This is a genomic window from Bradyrhizobium sp. (assembly GCF_035570375.1).
In the GTDB taxonomy this organism is placed as follows: domain Bacteria; phylum Pseudomonadota; class Alphaproteobacteria; order Rhizobiales; family Xanthobacteraceae; genus Bradyrhizobium.
In genome coordinates, this window is the sequence record NZ_DATMLW010000241.1 from 1 (window position 1) to 15425 (window position 15425).

At 61.5% G+C, this 15425-nt stretch carries 14 protein-coding genes; 4 read left to right on the forward strand and 10 right to left on the reverse strand.

Annotated elements, in window-relative coordinates; translation table 11 throughout:
- The coding region (locus VNX23_RS26455) for a dicarboxylate/amino acid:cation symporter (RefSeq protein WP_325634520.1) at positions 1-1273 on the reverse strand (1273 nt) is incomplete at its 3' end.
- A gap of 619 nt (positions 1274-1892) precedes the next feature.
- On the opposite strand from VNX23_RS26455, the gene VNX23_RS26460 reads away from it, so the two are divergent.
- Both VNX23_RS26460 and VNX23_RS26465 read left to right on the forward strand, forming a co-directional pair.
- Positions 1893-2618 (forward strand): isochorismatase family cysteine hydrolase, encoded by a 726-nt coding sequence (locus tag VNX23_RS26460; RefSeq protein ID WP_325634521.1) that lies wholly within the window; start codon positions 1893-1895, stop codon positions 2616-2618.
- A complete protein-coding gene (locus tag VNX23_RS26465; protein WP_325634522.1) occupies positions 2615-4270 on the forward strand; it encodes a regulator in 1656 nt (551 codons plus the stop codon). The genes VNX23_RS26460 and VNX23_RS26465 overlap by 4 nt, the downstream gene beginning before the upstream one ends.
- A 271-nt stretch (positions 4271-4541) precedes the next feature.
- On the opposite strand, the gene VNX23_RS26470 is transcribed toward VNX23_RS26465, so the two are convergent.
- Positions 4542-5534 carry a tripartite tricarboxylate transporter substrate binding protein gene (locus VNX23_RS26470; RefSeq protein WP_325634523.1) on the reverse strand — a complete coding sequence of 331 codons (993 nt, stop codon included), beginning with the start codon at positions 5532-5534 and terminating at the stop codon, positions 4542-4544.
- A gap of 161 nt (positions 5535-5695) precedes the next feature.
- Between VNX23_RS26470 and VNX23_RS26475 the strand changes: the two genes are divergently transcribed.
- Complete coding sequence (locus tag VNX23_RS26475) at positions 5696-7036, forward strand: MmgE/PrpD family protein (RefSeq protein WP_325634524.1); 1341 nt, start codon at positions 5696-5698, stop codon at positions 7034-7036.
- A gap of 1 nt (position 7037) precedes the next feature.
- Here VNX23_RS26475 and soxA read toward each other — a convergent pair whose 3' ends face one another.
- The 7 genes from soxA to VNX23_RS26510 form a co-directional block, all read right to left on the reverse strand.
- A complete protein-coding gene (soxA, locus tag VNX23_RS26480; protein ID WP_325634525.1) occupies positions 7038-7817 on the reverse strand; it encodes a sulfur oxidation c-type cytochrome SoxA in 780 nt (259 codons plus the stop codon).
- Complete coding sequence (gene soxZ, locus VNX23_RS26485; protein WP_325634526.1) at positions 7814-8134, reverse strand: thiosulfate oxidation carrier complex protein SoxZ; 321 nt, start codon at positions 8132-8134, stop codon at positions 7814-7816. The genes soxA and soxZ overlap by 4 nt, the downstream gene beginning before the upstream one ends.
- A complete protein-coding gene (locus tag VNX23_RS26490; RefSeq protein ID WP_325634527.1) occupies positions 8134-8613 on the reverse strand; it encodes a SoxY-related AACIE arm protein in 480 nt (159 codons plus the stop codon). Before VNX23_RS26490 ends, soxZ begins: the two co-directional genes overlap by 1 nt.
- A gap of 10 nt (positions 8614-8623) precedes the next feature.
- Complete coding sequence (gene soxX, locus VNX23_RS26495; RefSeq protein ID WP_325634528.1) at positions 8624-9034, reverse strand: sulfur oxidation c-type cytochrome SoxX; 411 nt, start codon at positions 9032-9034, stop codon at positions 8624-8626.
- 40 nt (positions 9035-9074) lie between these two features.
- Positions 9075-10358: an NAD(P)/FAD-dependent oxidoreductase gene (locus VNX23_RS26500; protein WP_325634529.1), complete on the reverse strand. Its 1284-nt coding sequence runs from the start codon at positions 10356-10358 to the stop codon at positions 9075-9077.
- Positions 10359-10425: 67 nt separating this feature from the next.
- The gene (locus VNX23_RS26505; protein WP_325634530.1) at positions 10426-12609 is read right to left on the reverse strand and encodes a xanthine dehydrogenase family protein molybdopterin-binding subunit; all 2184 of its coding nucleotides are present in this window, start codon (positions 12607-12609) and stop codon (positions 10426-10428) included.
- Between the two features lie 10 nt (positions 12610-12619).
- Positions 12620-13069: a (2Fe-2S)-binding protein gene (locus tag VNX23_RS26510; RefSeq protein WP_325634531.1), complete on the reverse strand. Its 450-nt coding sequence runs from the start codon at positions 13067-13069 to the stop codon at positions 12620-12622.
- 502 nt (positions 13070-13571) lie between these two features.
- Between VNX23_RS26510 and VNX23_RS26515 the strand changes: the two genes are divergently transcribed.
- Positions 13572-14639, forward strand: a complete 1068-nt coding sequence (locus tag VNX23_RS26515) for an isocitrate/isopropylmalate dehydrogenase family protein (RefSeq protein WP_325634532.1) — start codon at positions 13572-13574, stop codon at positions 14637-14639.
- 156 nt (positions 14640-14795) lie between these two features.
- Here VNX23_RS26515 and VNX23_RS26520 read toward each other — a convergent pair whose 3' ends face one another.
- The gene (locus tag VNX23_RS26520; RefSeq protein WP_325634533.1) at positions 14796-15140 is read right to left on the reverse strand and encodes a hypothetical protein; all 345 of its coding nucleotides are present in this window, start codon (positions 15138-15140) and stop codon (positions 14796-14798) included.
- Positions 15141-15425: the final 285 nt, after the last annotated feature.

Below are 15425 nucleotides of genomic sequence, written 5' to 3' on the forward strand. Positions count from 1 at the left end.
CGGCCTTGGCGCGGTCGAGATCGCCCTCCCATGCCGCGACGACGACGGTGGCGACGCAGTTGCCGATCAGGTTGCCGAGCGCGCGCGCCATGCCGATGAACCAGTCCACCGAGAGCACCAGCACCAGCCCGATCGCCGGAATGGTCGGCACCGCGTTCAGCGTCGCCGCAAGAATCACGATCGCAGAGCCCGGAACGCCGTGGGCGCCCTTCGACGTGATCAGGGAGACCCCCAGCACCAGCAGGAGATCGCCGAACGACAGCGGCGTGTTGGTCGCCTGGGCGATGAAGACGACCGCAAGCGTGAGATAAATCGAGAACGCATCGAGGTTGAACGAATACCCGGTGGGGATCACAAGCCCGACCACCGAATCCTTGACGCCCAGCCGCTCCAGCTTGCGCATGACCTGCGGCAACACCGCGTCCGACGAGGCGGTCGCCAGAACGATGGTCAGTTCCTCGCGCAGGTAAGCGAGGAATTTGAGGATGTTCAAGCCTGCAAGCGCCATCACGCCGCCGAGCACGGCGAGCACGAAGATCGTGACCGACGCGTAAAAAAGGATGACGAGAGAGACGAGCTGTTTCAACGAACCGACGCCGTATTTTCCGACCGTATAGGCGACCGCGCCGAGCACCCCGATCGGTGCGACCCGCACGATCAGTCCCATTGCCCGAAACAGCACGGTCGACACCGCGTCGATCAGGGAAGAGATTTTCTCGCCCTTTTCGCCACCGACCAGCGCCAGGCTGACGCCGAAGAGGACAGCAAAGAACAGCACCTGGAGCACGTCGTTGCGCGAGAGCGCATCGAAGGAGGTGGTCGGGATGATGTTGAGGAGAAAACTGCCGATGCCTTCACCTTTGAGATTTTTGGCTCGGTCGGCGAAGTTCCCGAGCGCCTTGGCGTCCAGGCTCGAGGCATCGATATTCATGCCGTGACCGGGGCCGAACGCGTAGGCCAGGAGCAGTCCGATCACCAACGCGATCGTGGTCATCACCTCGAAATAGATCAGCGCTTTGACGCCGACCCGACCGACTTTCTTCAGATCGCCGGCGCCCGCAATTCCGTGCACGACAACACAGAACACGATCGGCGCGACGATCATGGAAATCAGCTTCAGGAACGCGTCGCTCAAAATCTTCAAGCCGATGGCAAAATCGGGAACGGCCATTCCGAGTACGATTCCGAGCACAAGGGCGGCCAGCACCTGAACAAACAGCGAGGAGTAGATCGGCTTTCGCGCAACCGGTGCTGCGGTAGTAATCGTGGCCATCGAACGCTCCCCGTCGATCCAAAAGGTCCTGAAAAGCAAGCGGCAAACAAGATGCAAATTCCGCGCTGGAACAACCGAAGTCGGTTGCGAGTTCGCTGCAAAGACAGGTTGTAATCCCTTGCAATCCTTTCAGGCGATGGGCAGGCGGTCAATCGTGGCGAACTGGCTGGGTGACCGCAACCTCCGCATCCGCGTGGCAAGGCCTGCCCGCCGATGGCGAGCCGTTTGCGCAGGCGACCGACGCTGCGGTGCAAGCGGCCTGACGCTCAACGAATAAGCAATTGCCCGTCGCAAGGGAGGGGCAGGGCGAACGAGGCGCGGTTGGCCGGAAACACAAATAACTGAAAACAGGGAGGATTCCGAAACGCAGCGACGGCGGGACGAATTGTACACAATGGCACGGGCTTTGCTTAGTACCTTCAAAAGAGTTCTCTCGACCTAGTGGATTGGATTTGACATTCGCTGCCCACCTGGCGGCGAGTCCGAAACGCGAATGTCAAATCCCAAACTCCACTAGAATCTTATATTTGCCAGTGGTCCTACGCTTCTAACACTCGCAAAAGGAGCCGCCGCGAAGGGATGCGAATGTTAGAAGCGGACCACTAGGGGCGCGCAGATCATGGCGAACTCGAAACAGCTGCCCAAAGCTATCGTCGCGGCAGAACCAGAGCCGATCGAACTCGATTGGTCGGTCACGGCCCTTGTCATCATCGATATGCAGCGTGACTTCATGGAGCCGGGCGGTTTCGGCGAGACGCTCGGCAACGACGTCTCGCGGCTTGCAACGGCCGTGAAACCGATTGCAGCCGTGCTGAGCGCCGCGCGCGATCTCGGCATGCTCGTCATCCACACCCGCGAAGGCCATTTGCCCGACTTGTCCGACGCGCCGCCGGCCAAGGTCGAGCGCGGAGCGCCGAGCCTTCGGATCGGCGACCCGGGGCCGATGGGACGCATCCTGATCCGCGGCGAGGCCGGTCACGACATCATTCCCGAGTTGTATCCGCTCGACACCGAGATCGTGATCGACAAACCGGGAAAGGGCGCCTTTTACGCGACCGAACTCGGCGAGGTCTTGCAGAAATACGGCGTCGAGAATTTGCTCGTCTGCGGCGTGACGACGGAAGTGTGCGTCAACACCACGGTGCGCGAGGCCAATGACCGCGGCTATCGCTGCGTCGTGCTCTCGGACGGCTGCGCGTCTTACTTTCCCGAATTCCACGAGATGGGGTTGAAGATGATCAAGGCCCAGGGCGGCATCTTCGGCTGGGTCAGCGACTCCGGCTCGATTCTCAAGGCAATGAAAGCGATTACTTCAAGCAAATTGGCAGCGGGAGCATCACGATGAGCACGAGCATTTCTGCCGGCAGGTCAGGATTCAAACCAGCGTTATGGACTTCCGGCGACTGGAACGCCTTTTTCGGATTCGGCACCAACATTCTGGTCAACATGCTGGTGCTCACGGGATTGCTGCGCTTCGTGCTGAAGATGCCCGACTCCCTGGTGTTCGGGCGCATCCTGCCGGCGCTCGGCTTGATGATGTGTCTTTCGACGTTCTACTACGCCTGGCTTGCGTATCGGCTTGCGCAGAAAACCGGCCGCACCGACGTCTGCGCGCTTCCTTCCGGCGTCAGCGTGCCGCACATGTTCATCGTCACCTTCGTGATCATGCTGCCGATTACGCTCAAGACTGGCGATCCGATCAAAGGGTGGTCGGCGGGCCTCGTCTGGGTGTTCTTCCAGAGCTTCATCCTGATGATCGGCGGCTTCATTGCGCCTTATGTGCGAAAGATAACGCCGCGCGCGGCGCTGCTCGGCACGCTTGCCGGCGTGTCGGTGACTTTCATCGCCATGCGGCCGGCACTGGAAATGTACATGACGCCGCAGATCGGATTGATCTGCTTCGCCATCATCCTGGTCAGCTGGTTCGGCGGCGTGAAGTATCTGAAGGGAATCCCGGCCGGTCTTGTCGCGATCGCAGCCGGCATGCTGATTGCCTGGGGATCCAACCTGTTCGGCCTGGGCATCGGCGGATTGAGCGTCAAAGGCCTCGGTGACGCATTCGCGAATTTCGGCTTCTCGGTGCCGTTGCCCGCGATCGGGCACGTCTTTTCGGGATTCGAATTCCTCGGCATCATTCTCGTCACCGCGATCCCCTTCGGCATCTACGATCTCGTCGAGGCGATGGACAATGTCGAAAGCGCGGAAGCCGCCGGCGATGAATATCCCACCACGCGCGTCCTGACGGCCGATGGCGTGGTCAGCCTGATCGGCTGCCTGATGGGCAACCCGTTCATCAACGCGGTCTATATCGGCCACCCCGGCTGGAAAGCAATGGGCGGCCGGATCGGCTATTCGGCCGCGACCGGGATCATGGTGGTCTTTTTGTCATGGTTCGGGATCATCTCGGTGATGCTGGCGCTCGTGCCGGTGGTCGCGATCTCGCCGATCCTGCTCTATATCGGCATGCTGATCGGTGCCCAGGCGTTCCAGACCACGCCGATCAAGCACGCGCCTGCGATCGTGGTGGCTCTGACGCCGCATCTGGCCGCATGGGCCAAGTTGCAGGTCGACACCATGATGGTGGCGACCGTCAGCGCGGCACAGGCGGTCGGCGGCCTCGCCCCCGACAAGGCGGGCGCGGTGAAGGCGGCCGCGGTTGCCTCATTGCCGCAACAGGGCGTGCTCTATCACGGGCTGGAAGTGATGGGTGGCGGCTCCATCATCGCCGGACTGATACTCGGCGCGATCGGCGTATTCATCATCGAGCGCGACTTCGTGAAGGCTTCGGCCTTCTCGCTGGCCGGCGCGGTGCTGACCTATTTCGGCTTCATGCATGGCGAGGCGGTGGGCGTCGGCGGTGGCCTGGGCGTGACGCCCGGCGTCGCGCTGGCCTATGCTGTGGTGGCGGCCGGCTTCTTCGCGGTCGGCAAGTACGGCTCCAGCGCGGAATCCTACGTTCCGCGACATGACATACCGATCGCAGCGCCGGCGGAATAGGGAGGGCAAGTGGCGAGAGATAGCCGAGGACCGTCATGGCGAGCCAACGGGTCCGCGCGAAGCGCGGCCCGATGACGGGCTCTGCGAAGCAATCTATCCACGTCATTCCGGGGCGCGCAAAGCGCGAACTATGATGTGCGCTTGCACATTAGAGAATCTCGAGATTCCCCGATGCGCAATTGCGCATCTGAGGTCTGGTGCTAACGCACCATCCCGGAATGACGGCGTAACGTCGCGTCCGCTCCTCGCAATGACGCCTGACGTGGGCGAGTTACCTCACCTCGATCCTGGCCTGGTCCGCCACTTCCTTCCAGATCGCGATATCCTGCTTGATGAAGTCGGCGAAAGCCTCCGGAGAAGAGCCGACGATCTGCATGGCCTGGCTTTCGAGCAAGACTTTGGTTTCCGGATCCTTCAAGGCTTCGACGATTTCCGCATTGAGCCTCGCCACGATCTCGGGTGGCGTACGCCCTGGCGCCAGAATGCCGTGCCAGCCGACGGCATCGAATCCGCCATAACCGCTTTCTGACATCGTCGGCACGAGAGGCGCCACCGGAGATCGCTCCTTGCTGGTGACGGCAAGCGCGATTAGCGCTCCTGAATTCACGTGCGGCAGCGCCGAGATCGGATCGGAAAACACCACCTGCACCTGGCCCGCGAGCAGATCGGCGACGGCAAGCGCCGTCCCTCGATAGGGGATATGGGTCATCTTGATGCCGGAGCGAAAGTCGAACAGTTCTGTGACGAGGTGGTTGGCGGCGCCGACGCCGGTCGTGCCGTAGTTCAGGGCGCCGGGCTTGCTTTTGGCGAGCGCCACGAATTCCCTCACAGTCTTCACGCCGAGCGCGGGGCTGACGACCATGAGGTAAGGGTAGGTGGTGGTGAGCGAGATCGGCGCGAAATCCTTCACCGGATCGTAGGGCAGGGATTTGTAGACGGCGGGATTGATGGAGATCGGCCCGGATTGTCCGAGCAGAAGCGTGTAGCCGTCCGGTTCGGCCTTGTTGACGAATTCGGTGCCGATGATCGATCCGCCGCCGCCGCGATTTTCGACCACGATGGTTTGGCCCAAGGCTTTGCTCGCCCGTTTGGCGATGACGCGGGCGATCGAATCGGCCGCACCTCCGGCGGCATAGGGAACGATCAGATGGATCGAGCGCGACGGATAATCGGCAGCACGAACGATATCGCCGGCAACCGGGACGGCTAAAGCAAAAGCGAGAAGGGCAAGGGCGGGCGCAAGGCGGTTCGAATGAGTTCGCATGGTATCGGGCGTTCCACCTTGATTGTTTTGCGCCACCATAAGGCAAAATTTCATGCAAGGTCCACCGGGCGCTAGTGTAGCGAATGTGAAATCCAATCCACGAGCTTGCGCTTTTTCGCCAGCTTGCGATGCTTCACATCTGTCTCAAGTAAGGGATGACAATGCTGGACAAAGGAGTCACGGAAAGCCTTGCTCAAAACATTGTTGCAACGCAATGGCATGATGTCCCCCCGCAGGCGCGGCATCAGGCCAAGCGTTCTCTGATCAACTTCTTCGCGGTCACGCTCGCCGGTTGTCGCAGCTCCCCGATCGAGATCGCGCTCGGCTTGCTCGGTCAATTTTCCGGCAGCCGGCAGGCCAGCGTGATTGGACGCCGTGAGCGGCTCGATGCGGCAAGCGCAGCTTTCATCAACGCGGCTTGCGCCAATGTGGACGACTTCTGCGATACCCACCTGGCCACCGTGATCCATCCGACTGCACCGGTCGCCGCCGCGCTGCTGGCCTTTGCCGAATTGCGGCCGGTAAGCGGGGCCGACCTGCTGCTTGCCCTGATCCTCGGCAATGAAGTGCAGGCCAGGATCGGGCTTGCGATTTCGCCCAGCCATTACAACCGGGGCTGGCACATCACGTCCACCTGCGGCGTGTTTGGCGCCGCCGTCGGCTGCGGCAAGCTTGCCTTGCTGAGCGAGCGCCAGATGGTGTGGGCGCTTGGCATCGCGACCACGCAATCGGCGGGACTTTGCGAGTGCCTGGGCACACCGGCAAAAAGCGTGAGCGTCGGCAACGCTGCGCGGAACGGGCTTTTGTCGACGTTGCTGGCCGAAAAAGGATTTGACGGACCGGCAGAGCCGCTCGCGGGCGTTCAGGGCTTCTATCATGCGCTTGCGGAAAAACCTGACCTGTCACGCCTTGCCGACGGCTGGGGCGAAAGCTGGGAAATCATGGCGACGTCCTACAAACCCTATCCGTGCGGTTTCGTGATCCATCCCGTGCTCGATTGTGTGCTCGACTGGCGGCGGGAAAATCCAAAAGCCGGGGTCACCCATGTCGTGGTTCGCGGCAATCCGCTGCTGAGCCTGCGAGCAGACCGGCCGAAGATTTCCACGGGCCGCGAGTCGCAGGTGAGCGTACAGCACGCGGTCGCAGCCGCTTTGGTCTGCGGAAAGGCCGGGCTCGAGCAGTTTACGGATTCCTGCGTGCGTGAGCCGGAGGTTTTGAAGCTGCGGAGCAAGGTCGAAGTCCTGCGCGACGAGAATTTTTCCACGATTGCGGCGGCGGTCGAGATCACGACCGCCGACGGCAGAACTCATAAGCTGACGCAGACGGCCGCGCGCGGCAGCGATGTCAATCCGCTTTCCGACCGCGAACTCGAAGACAAGCTGCGCGCTGCAGCCGCCGCGTGGAATTCGCGCTACGATGTCGCGCCACTGATCGATGCGATCTGGGGAATCGAGGAACGTTCAGATGTCTCCGGGCTGCTGTCGCTCGCGGTGCCGGCGTAGCTTATGGCCGAACGCCCGGGGTTTCGATCGGCATTCCCGCTGCGCGCGACATCAGATAAAGCTCGAGTTCGACGAGCTCCGGAGAACCGTAGTCATAGTTCTGGGCCCGGATTCCCGTGATGCAGTTGCGCAGGCGGCGCTGCAGCGATCCCATCGATTGCCATTCCAGCCGGTAGATCGGATAGCCGGTCGGCAGCGCCTGGGTCACGGCCGATCCGGCGAGATGCTTGTCCCAGTTGTCGTCGTGGCAATTGGTGCAGCCGAGATTAAGCTGTCCCTGTCGCTTCATGAAGAAGTCGCGCCCCTTCGCCACGAACGGCTGCAGTTCGGCCGTGGTGTCCGGCGTGATGGCCATGCCGCGGGACTGTTGCGCGACAAAGGCCGTCAGCGCGAGCAGGTCGCGGCTTTCATAGGCGATGGGCGAGGCCTCCTGGTGCCGCGCGCGGCACAGATTTATTCGCTGTTCGAGATTGATCGGGCGCCCAAGTGTCTTGTCGAAGGCGGGGTAACGCGCGGCCACGCCCTTCATGCTGGTGTTGGCGTCGCTGTGGCAATCGGAGCAGGATTTGCCAGCAGCGCCCGCCTTCCTTTTCCATAAGGATTCTCCGTCGAGCACCCAGAGCATCCCGGGATTGGCGGTGTCGTCATCCTGGATGGTTTGCGTGTCGGGTGCCATGAAGGTGTAACCCGAGCGGCGTTCGTTGCGCGGGATTTCGGCCGCGGCAGCGAAACCCGCTGCCATCAGCACTGCTGCAAGAAATATCGTGCCGAATAATTTCATTCGACCGAAATGGTGGCCGAAGCCTTCTCGGAAAAACCGTTGTCGCCGATCCACTCGAAATCGAATTTTCCGCTTTCTGTCGCAATGGTGAAGAAAGTGATGAACGGGTTGGCGGCAATCGCCGGAAACAGATCGGCGCGGAAAATCTCCTCGCCATTATAGCGGCAGGTGAAGCTCGTGATGATGTCGCGCGGCACGACCTGGCCGGCGGCGGTGTGGCGGTAGCCGGTCTCCATAATGTGCGACATCAGCGTCTTGATCTCGATGACGTCGCCGCGTTTGGCCTTTTTGGGGACGTTGATCAGTGCGGAAGCCATCAGATCACCTCTTCGGTGCAGGCGGCGAGCGTCACCACGACGTCGGCCGTGGCGGACCACAGCGAATCGTCGGACATGCGCGCGATCGCGGTGATCTTTTGACTGTCGGCAAGGCGGATGCGCGTCGAAATCTGGCCACGGCCGGCCTGCGGCCCTAGATAGAAGTTGCCGATATTGGGTTGCGGGTTCTTCTCGTTGAAAACGTGGATGCTCTTGACGTGGTCTTCCGCCGTATTCGGGCTCGATACCGTGATGGTCATCGGCACGGTATTGCCGTTTTCGACCAATGGCGGGACGTCGAGCTTGACCTTGCCGATCCGCACCGCCGCACTGCCTATGACATTCCTGATCGCCGCGGTCATGGTCTCGGGTGTTGCTGCAACCGGTCGGAGACTGACGACGGGGACCGTTCCGATCGCCGCGGCGGTGCCGGCGATGCCCAGGAATTGGCGGCGCGTGGAACCTTCTGACTTGCGCATCTTCATCTTCCTATTCGCGCAGCGTTGCCAGATACGCCACAATGTCCTCGATCTGTTCGGCGTCAAGGATCGGTTTTCCGCGCCACGCCGGAGCAACGCGCTCAAGTCCGTCCACGCGGTAGTAGGACGGCATGATCGTTGCGGGATTGAGACGGGACGCATCGACCAGCCGGAGCCGGAGCTGGCTCACGGACCAGCGCGTGCCCGAGCCTGCAAGGTTAGGTGCGAGGTCGCCTTGAAATTTTTCCTCCGGAAACGGGCCGCTGTGACAAAGAATACATGTGCTGGTGCGCTCAAGCACCAGCGCGCGTCCGCGTGCGGGATCACCGCCAACACCCGTAAGCGATTCCGGAATGGAATCGCCGCGGATGACATAGGGCCGCAATTCCTGTTCACTGGCCACGGATGGCAGCGCCAGCATCACGGCCGCGAACCAACTGCCGGCAATACAAATCGCTGGGTTAGCCAAAAGTTTCCACCGTAATTGCCTTGAACCAGGATTCGGCCTGATCAGCTTCGCGCCTGCGCACCTCGCGTGATGCATCGACCGGGCTGGTGAAACCTGAGCCTTCGACCTCGGCAAAGATGTCGTCCCGAGGTTGATAGATGCCCGAAAGGGAAAACGCATAGCCGGGTGTGACCGTGTTGTAGCAGGTGCCGTCCAGCTTTGGCACCGCCGGGGCCTTGCCGGCGATCAGGCTTGCTATTGCACTGGCGCATGCCTTGGCCTCGGCATTTGCGGCGGATGCGGACTTCGGGATGCCGCCGCCGATGGCGGCATCGCCGATGACGTGAATATCGGGCACGAGCCTGGAGACAAAGGTGACGGGGTCGATCGGGCACCAGCCAGTATGGTCGGCAGCACCCGCAAGGCTTGCGATGCGGCCCGCCCTTTGCGGCGGAATCACGTTGGCGACCTGCGCATCGTAGTTGCCGAAATCGGTGACCAGCGTGTTGGTTGCGGGCTCAACCGAAACGACGCGGCCGCCCTGCGACAGCGATATCCGCTCGATCATGCCGCCATAGAGTTCCTTCCAGGCATTCTCGAATAATCGTTGCTGCGAAAAAGCGTCCTTGGCGTCGAGGATAAGCACCTTCGAGCGCGGCTTCTTCTGTTTCAGATAGTGCGCGATCAGGCTGGCGCGTTCATACGGCGCGGGCGGACATCGATAAGGCGCCGCCGGCACGGCGAGTGCGACCACGCCGCCATCCTCCATGGCCTCGAGCTGCGCCCGCAACAGCATGGTCTGCTCTCCCGCCTTCCAGGCGTGGGGCATTTTGGCCGCTGTCGTTTCGTCATATCCGGGCAGCGCATCGAAATTCAGGTCGATTCCCGGCGCCAGCACCAGACGGTCATAAGCGAGCGAGGTGCCGTCGGTGAGGCCGACCGTTCGCCCTTGCGGATCGATCTTGGTTGCGGCCAGCGCGATGACGTTCAAGCCATCGGCTGCAATTCTTTCGTAGCCGAATTGCTGCGCTTCGATGCTGCGCAAGCCCGCAATGACCTCGTTGCTGAACGGACAGGCTGTAAATGTCCGGTTCGGCTCGACCAGCGTCACCTGCAGTTTGGGGTTGATCTTTCGCAACGCGCGCGCGCAAGCCGCGCCGCCGAAGCCGCCGCCAATCACGACGATGCGCGCGACGGATTGTGCCCGGGACGGCGAAGGAAAGGCGAACGATGCTGCCGTCGCCGCGATGCCACGAACGACGTTTCTCCGCGTCGTCATCAGGCGCAGCGCGTCCATGAACACCTTTTCCGAAGATGGTGCGGCGGCCACCGGGGCGTTGACACCAGGGCCGCCGCTTGAAGCTTCACGCGATGGCGATGTTCTGATCCTTCAGCGGGAACGAACGAATTCGCTTTCCTGTAGCTGCGAAATACGCGTTCAACACGGCAGGCGCTGCGATGCAGATTGTCGGCTCGCCGACGCCGCCCCAGAACCCACCGCTCGGCATGATGATCGATTCCACCTTCGGCATCTCGGCTATCCGCATCGAATTGTAGGTGTCGAAGTTGGCTTGCTCGATGCGGCCGTCCTTGACCGTGCACCCGCCGTAGAACAGGCCGGAGAGGCCATAGACGAACGAACCGGCAACCTGGCGGTCGATCTGCGCCGGATTGACCGCATAGCCCGGGTCGGTGGCCCCGACGATGCGATGGATCTTGATCTTGCTGCCGTTGTCCATGACGGAGATTTCCGCGGCTCCGGCGACATAGCTGTTGAAGCCCATGAACTGCGCGAGGCCCCGATAGACCCCTTGCGGCGCCGGCGTTCCCCAGCCGATGCGCTCGGCCACGGCGTTAAGCACCGCGAGGTGCTTCGGGTGGCTGGCCATCAGTTTGCGCCGGAATTCGAGTGGGTCCTGGCCAACCGATTGCGCAAGCTCATCCATGAAGCATTCAAGATAGATCGCGTTGTGGTTGACGTTGACGCCACGCCAGAAGCCCGGCGGGACGTGGGGATTGCGCATCGAATGCTCGATCAGCAGGTTGGGAACCGAATATCCGATCGCCGTCTCTCCGGTCGCATTGAGGCCCTGGAAGGTGACGGGATCCTTGCCGCTGACGAGCGCCTCCGGGCGCAAGGTGAAGAGGATCGACTGCCCGGAAATGCGCATGTGCAGCGCGGTCAGGTTGTTGTTGGCATCGAAGGCCCCGGTCATCTTGCATCGCGTGACCGGGTGATAGTAGCCGTGCTGCATGTCCTCTTCGCGCGTCCACAACAGCTTGATCGGCGTGCCCGGCATTTCCTTGGCGATCAAGACCGCCTGTCGGACATAGTCGGTCTGGCCGCGGCGGCCAAATCCGCCGCCGAGTATCAGCTTGTGAACGTCGCATTTGTCGGCCGGAAGACCGGATGCTTCGAGCGTCGCGGCGAAAGCGGCCTCGCCGTTCTGCGTGCCGCACCACACCTCGCATCTGTCCGCGGTGTAGAGCGCGGTGGCGTTCATCGGCTCCATTGTGGCGTGGTTCTGGTAGGGATAATCATAGAAGGCCTCGACCTTCTTCGCCGCGCCGGCGATCGCGGCCTTGGCGTCGCCGTTTTCGTTGCCGACATAGGTCGGCTGCGACGGGTCAAAGCCTTCCTCGAGCCACTTCGCGATCGAGGCACTTGAGACCTTTCCGTTGTCGCCTTCGTCCCAGACGATCGGCAGGGCGTCGAGCGCGGCCTTGGCGTGCCACCAGGTGTCGGCGACAACGGCAACCGAGCTGTCGGCGACCTTCACGACCTTCTTGACGCCTTTCATATTGACGATCTTGGCTTCGTCGTAGCTCTTCACCTTGCCGCCGAAAACCGGGCACTGCCTGATCGCGGCATTGAGCATTCCCGGCAGCTTGACGTCGATGCCGTAGACCATCTTGCCGGTGGTCTTGTCCGCGGTATCGAGGCGCTTGACGCCCTTGCCGACAAGCTTCCAGTCCTTCGGGTCCTTCACCTTGACGTCGGCCGGCGGGGCGAGCTTCGCGGCAGCTTCCGCGACCTTGCCGTAGGTCGTTTTCCGCCCTGACGGCGTGTGGGTGATGACGCTGTTGGCGGTGGTGCATTCGGAGGCCGGCACCTTCCACTCTTCGGCGGCGGCCTGGATCAGCATCGCGCGCGCGGTGGCGCCGCCTTTGCGTACATAATCGGCCGAAGCCCGAATGCCGCGGCTGCCGCCGGTCGAAAAGTCACCCCAGGCCCGCTTGCGGGCCACGCTCTGTCCGGGGGTAGGATATTCGGTCGTGACCTTCGACCAGTCGCATTCGAGTTCTTCGGCGACCAATTGGGCAAGACCAGTCAAACTTCCCTGACCCATTTCGGATCGTGCGATACGGATGACGACGGTGTCGTCAGGCCGGATCACGACCCACGCGTTGATTTCGGGCGAGCCGTCGGCGGCACGGACCACGGTTGGTCCGCCAAGGGGAATGTCGAGGCCGAGCGCAAGGCCGGAGCCAAGCGCGGCGCTGCCGATGACGAAGGCGCGTCGGTCGAGTTTGGGCATGTGGTTCATGATGTCCTCCTCAAGCGTTCGCGGCGGCGTGAATCGCCTCGCGCACCTGCTGGAAGGTGCCGCAGCGGCAGATATTGGTGATGGCTTCGTTGATGTCGTCGTCGGTCGGCTTCGGCTTGTCCTTGAGCAGGGCTGCCACCGCCATGATCATTCCGCTCTGACAGTATCCGCATTGCGGGACGTCGTTGGCGATCCAGGCCTGCTGGACCTTGTGCAGGGTGCCGTTGTCCGCCAGGCCCTCGATGGTGGTGATCTTCTTGCCGGCAGCGTCACTCACGGTCACGCTGCAGGAACGCATCGCCACGCCATCGACATGGACCGTACAGGCCCCGCATTGTGCAATGCCGCAACCGTATTTCGTGCCGGTCAGGCCGGCGTTTTCCCGAATTGCCCAAAGAAGAGGCGTATCCGGCTCGACATCGACGTCGAAAGACTTTCCGTTAATTGTGAGGTTTGCCATCGCGATCCCCTGTTAATCCAATCCATCGATTGAACTTCGCTCCGGAATTTGGACCGGAAGCCGGACCAGTTCAAATCAATAATATGCGTTTGCGCTGCGGAACAATTCGGCTTGGGAGCATGGCTGTTTTGCGCTATTGCGGCGGACCGACCACCCTTTTGGTGTCGCACGCCGGCAGGACGGTGCTGGTGGTCCGATTCTGACATTCGCATCCCATTGCGGCAGACACTTTTGCGAATGTCAGAATCATAGCACCACCAGCAAATATACGATTCCAGTGGAGTTTTGGATTTGACATTCGCTTAACGAGCTTGCGGCCAGGTGGGCAGCGAATCTCAAATCCACTCCACTAGAGCATGATCCGGACCCGGAGGGCCGCGTTAGCGCAAAGTGGGAACCGGTTTTCCGAAAAGATCATGCTCAAACAAGGAAATGGGATCATGATGCGATTCCACTTAATCGCATCATGATCCAGCGCAACTTCGGGGCGAGGAATTCTACCATGCGCATCGTCGTTCTGCCGGGCGACGGCATCGGGCCAGAGATCGCAGGGGCCACCACCAACGTCCTGCGTGCTGCCTCCGCGCGCTTCCAGCTCGATGTGAAGATCGAGCAGCATCCGGTTGGCCATGAAAGCTTGCAGCAGTTCGGCTCGACCGTACAGAGCGGGCTTTTGCAGATCGTGCGCGCCGCCGATGGCCTAATTTTGGGCCCCACCGCGACCTTCGATTTCAAGGACGAGCAAAGCGGCGAGATCAATCCCTCAAAATTCTTCCGCAAGAATCTGGATCTGTTTGCCAATGTGAGGCCGGCGCGAACCTACCCGGGATTGCCCAACCGCGTCGGTGAATTTGATCTCGTCGTGGTGCGGGAGAATACCGAGGGTTTTTACGCCGATCGCAACATGGAGCAGGGTAACAGCGAGCTGCTCGTCACGGCGGATGTGGTGGTTTCGCTTCGCCGGATCACGCGACATTGCTGCGAAAGAATTGCGCTAGCCGCTTGCCAGCTTGCCATGCGCCGGAGGAAACGCCTCACCGTCGTTCACAAGGCCAACGTGCTTAAAATCGGCGACGGCATGTTCCTCGAAATCTGCCGCCAAACCGCGCGCGCGTTTCCAGGTCTCCTCGTCGATGACATCCTTGTCGATGCCATGATGGCCCATGTGGTGCGTCAGCCGGATCGGTTCGACGTCATCGTCTCGACCAACATGTTCGGCGATATTCTCTCCGACCTGACCGCGGAGTTGTCCGGCAGCCTTGGCCTGGGCGGCTCGCTCAATGTCGGCACCGACCACGCCATGGCCCAGGCCGCCCACGGCTCCGCGCCCGATATCGCCGGCCGTGACGTCGCCAATCCGTTTTCGCTGATCCTGTCGATGGCGCTGCTGCTCGCCTGGCACAGTGAGCGCTCGGGCGAGGCGCGGTTCGAATCGGCCGCCCGCGCGATTGAAAATGCGGTGGCGGCCGCAATCGAGGGAGGGCAGTCGACAAGGGATGTCGGCGGCAGTCTCGGAACCACGGCGACCGGTCAGGCGATTGTGGAGATCCTGACGTCCAACGAGACCTGACCGGGTCTGTCCGCGACAGCGTCATGAAGCAGTGGGTCGGTGTCGTGACGCTTGCGGAAAACAGCCTCGCAGCTTCATGCCAATCCGGCCACGATTCCCGCCTATCGTTTGCTTTGCCCAGCGGTTGTTTACCTACCGACGCGACGCCATCGATGATCAGCCTCTTTCCGACCTGAAATCCAGCCCAAAGCACTTGCGCGTAAAATCGAATTTGTCGAAGCAATTCAATCTGTTTCTACCTGTCCAGTCCTCTTCAAAAAAATTTTCCGTTTTGCCCGTCGGGCAAATCACCATTACTGAATCGCGCCGTCCCGCCTCACAAGAGGGGCGTTTCGCGATCGTCACGAACGTTGGGTGCGGGATGCGGTGGACGCGAGGCAGCGCGGCTGACGAGCGCGCAGCCCCGGCGGACGGCGAAGCCGTGTGGTCCTGACGCCCCGACGCTGGCGTCAAGTCGGCGACGATTGCCTCGGCAATCGCGCCGGCGATGGTGACAAACAAGCCCGGTTCACCAGGGAGAGCGCGGAGGAAACCGTTAAAACCATTGCGCGGGGAATGCCGGGCGAACCGGCGTGACCGTGGTGACTATGCTTGTGTGCTTTTCATTTCGCACACAAGGCTGCGGGTGCGCTGACGCGCCCGGCATTCCCTGCGCCCTCTATTGGGCGAGGATCATGCAAGACTCGGGCGGATCACGCCGCGAGATCGCGGAAGTGTGGCTTGTATGCGTCATTGCGAGCGACAGCGAAGCAATCCAATCCAGCTGGCTCGAGATTCTGGATTGCT

Excerpts from the sequence above, each read along its gene's own strand:
- VNX23_RS26460 (WP_325634521.1), top strand. The coding sequence starts at position 1,893 with ATGGCGAACTCGAAACAGCTGCCCAAAGCTATCGTCGCGGCAGAACCA.
- VNX23_RS26465 (WP_325634522.1), top strand. The coding sequence starts at position 2,615 with ATGAGCACGAGCATTTCTGCCGGCAGGTCAGGATTCAAACCAGCGTTA.
- VNX23_RS26470 (WP_325634523.1), bottom strand. The coding sequence starts at position 5,534 with ATGCGAACTCATTCGAACCGCCTTGCGCCCGCCCTTGCCCTTCTCGCT.
- VNX23_RS26475 (WP_325634524.1), top strand. The coding sequence starts at position 5,696 with ATGCTGGACAAAGGAGTCACGGAAAGCCTTGCTCAAAACATTGTTGCA.
- soxA (WP_325634525.1), bottom strand. The coding sequence starts at position 7,817 with ATGAAATTATTCGGCACGATATTTCTTGCAGCAGTGCTGATGGCAGCG.
- soxZ (WP_325634526.1), bottom strand. The coding sequence starts at position 8,134 with ATGGCTTCCGCACTGATCAACGTCCCCAAAAAGGCCAAACGCGGCGAC.
- VNX23_RS26490 (WP_325634527.1), bottom strand. The coding sequence starts at position 8,613 with ATGCGCAAGTCAGAAGGTTCCACGCGCCGCCAATTCCTGGGCATCGCC.
- soxX (WP_325634528.1), bottom strand. The coding sequence starts at position 9,034 with ATGCTGGCGCTGCCATCCGTGGCCAGTGAACAGGAATTGCGGCCCTAT.
- VNX23_RS26500 (WP_325634529.1), bottom strand. The coding sequence starts at position 10,358 with ATGGACGCGCTGCGCCTGATGACGACGCGGAGAAACGTCGTTCGTGGC.
- VNX23_RS26505 (WP_325634530.1), bottom strand. The coding sequence starts at position 12,609 with ATGAACCACATGCCCAAACTCGACCGACGCGCCTTCGTCATCGGCAGC.
- VNX23_RS26510 (WP_325634531.1), bottom strand. The coding sequence starts at position 13,069 with ATGGCAAACCTCACAATTAACGGAAAGTCTTTCGACGTCGATGTCGAG.
- VNX23_RS26515 (WP_325634532.1), top strand. The coding sequence starts at position 13,572 with ATGCGCATCGTCGTTCTGCCGGGCGACGGCATCGGGCCAGAGATCGCA.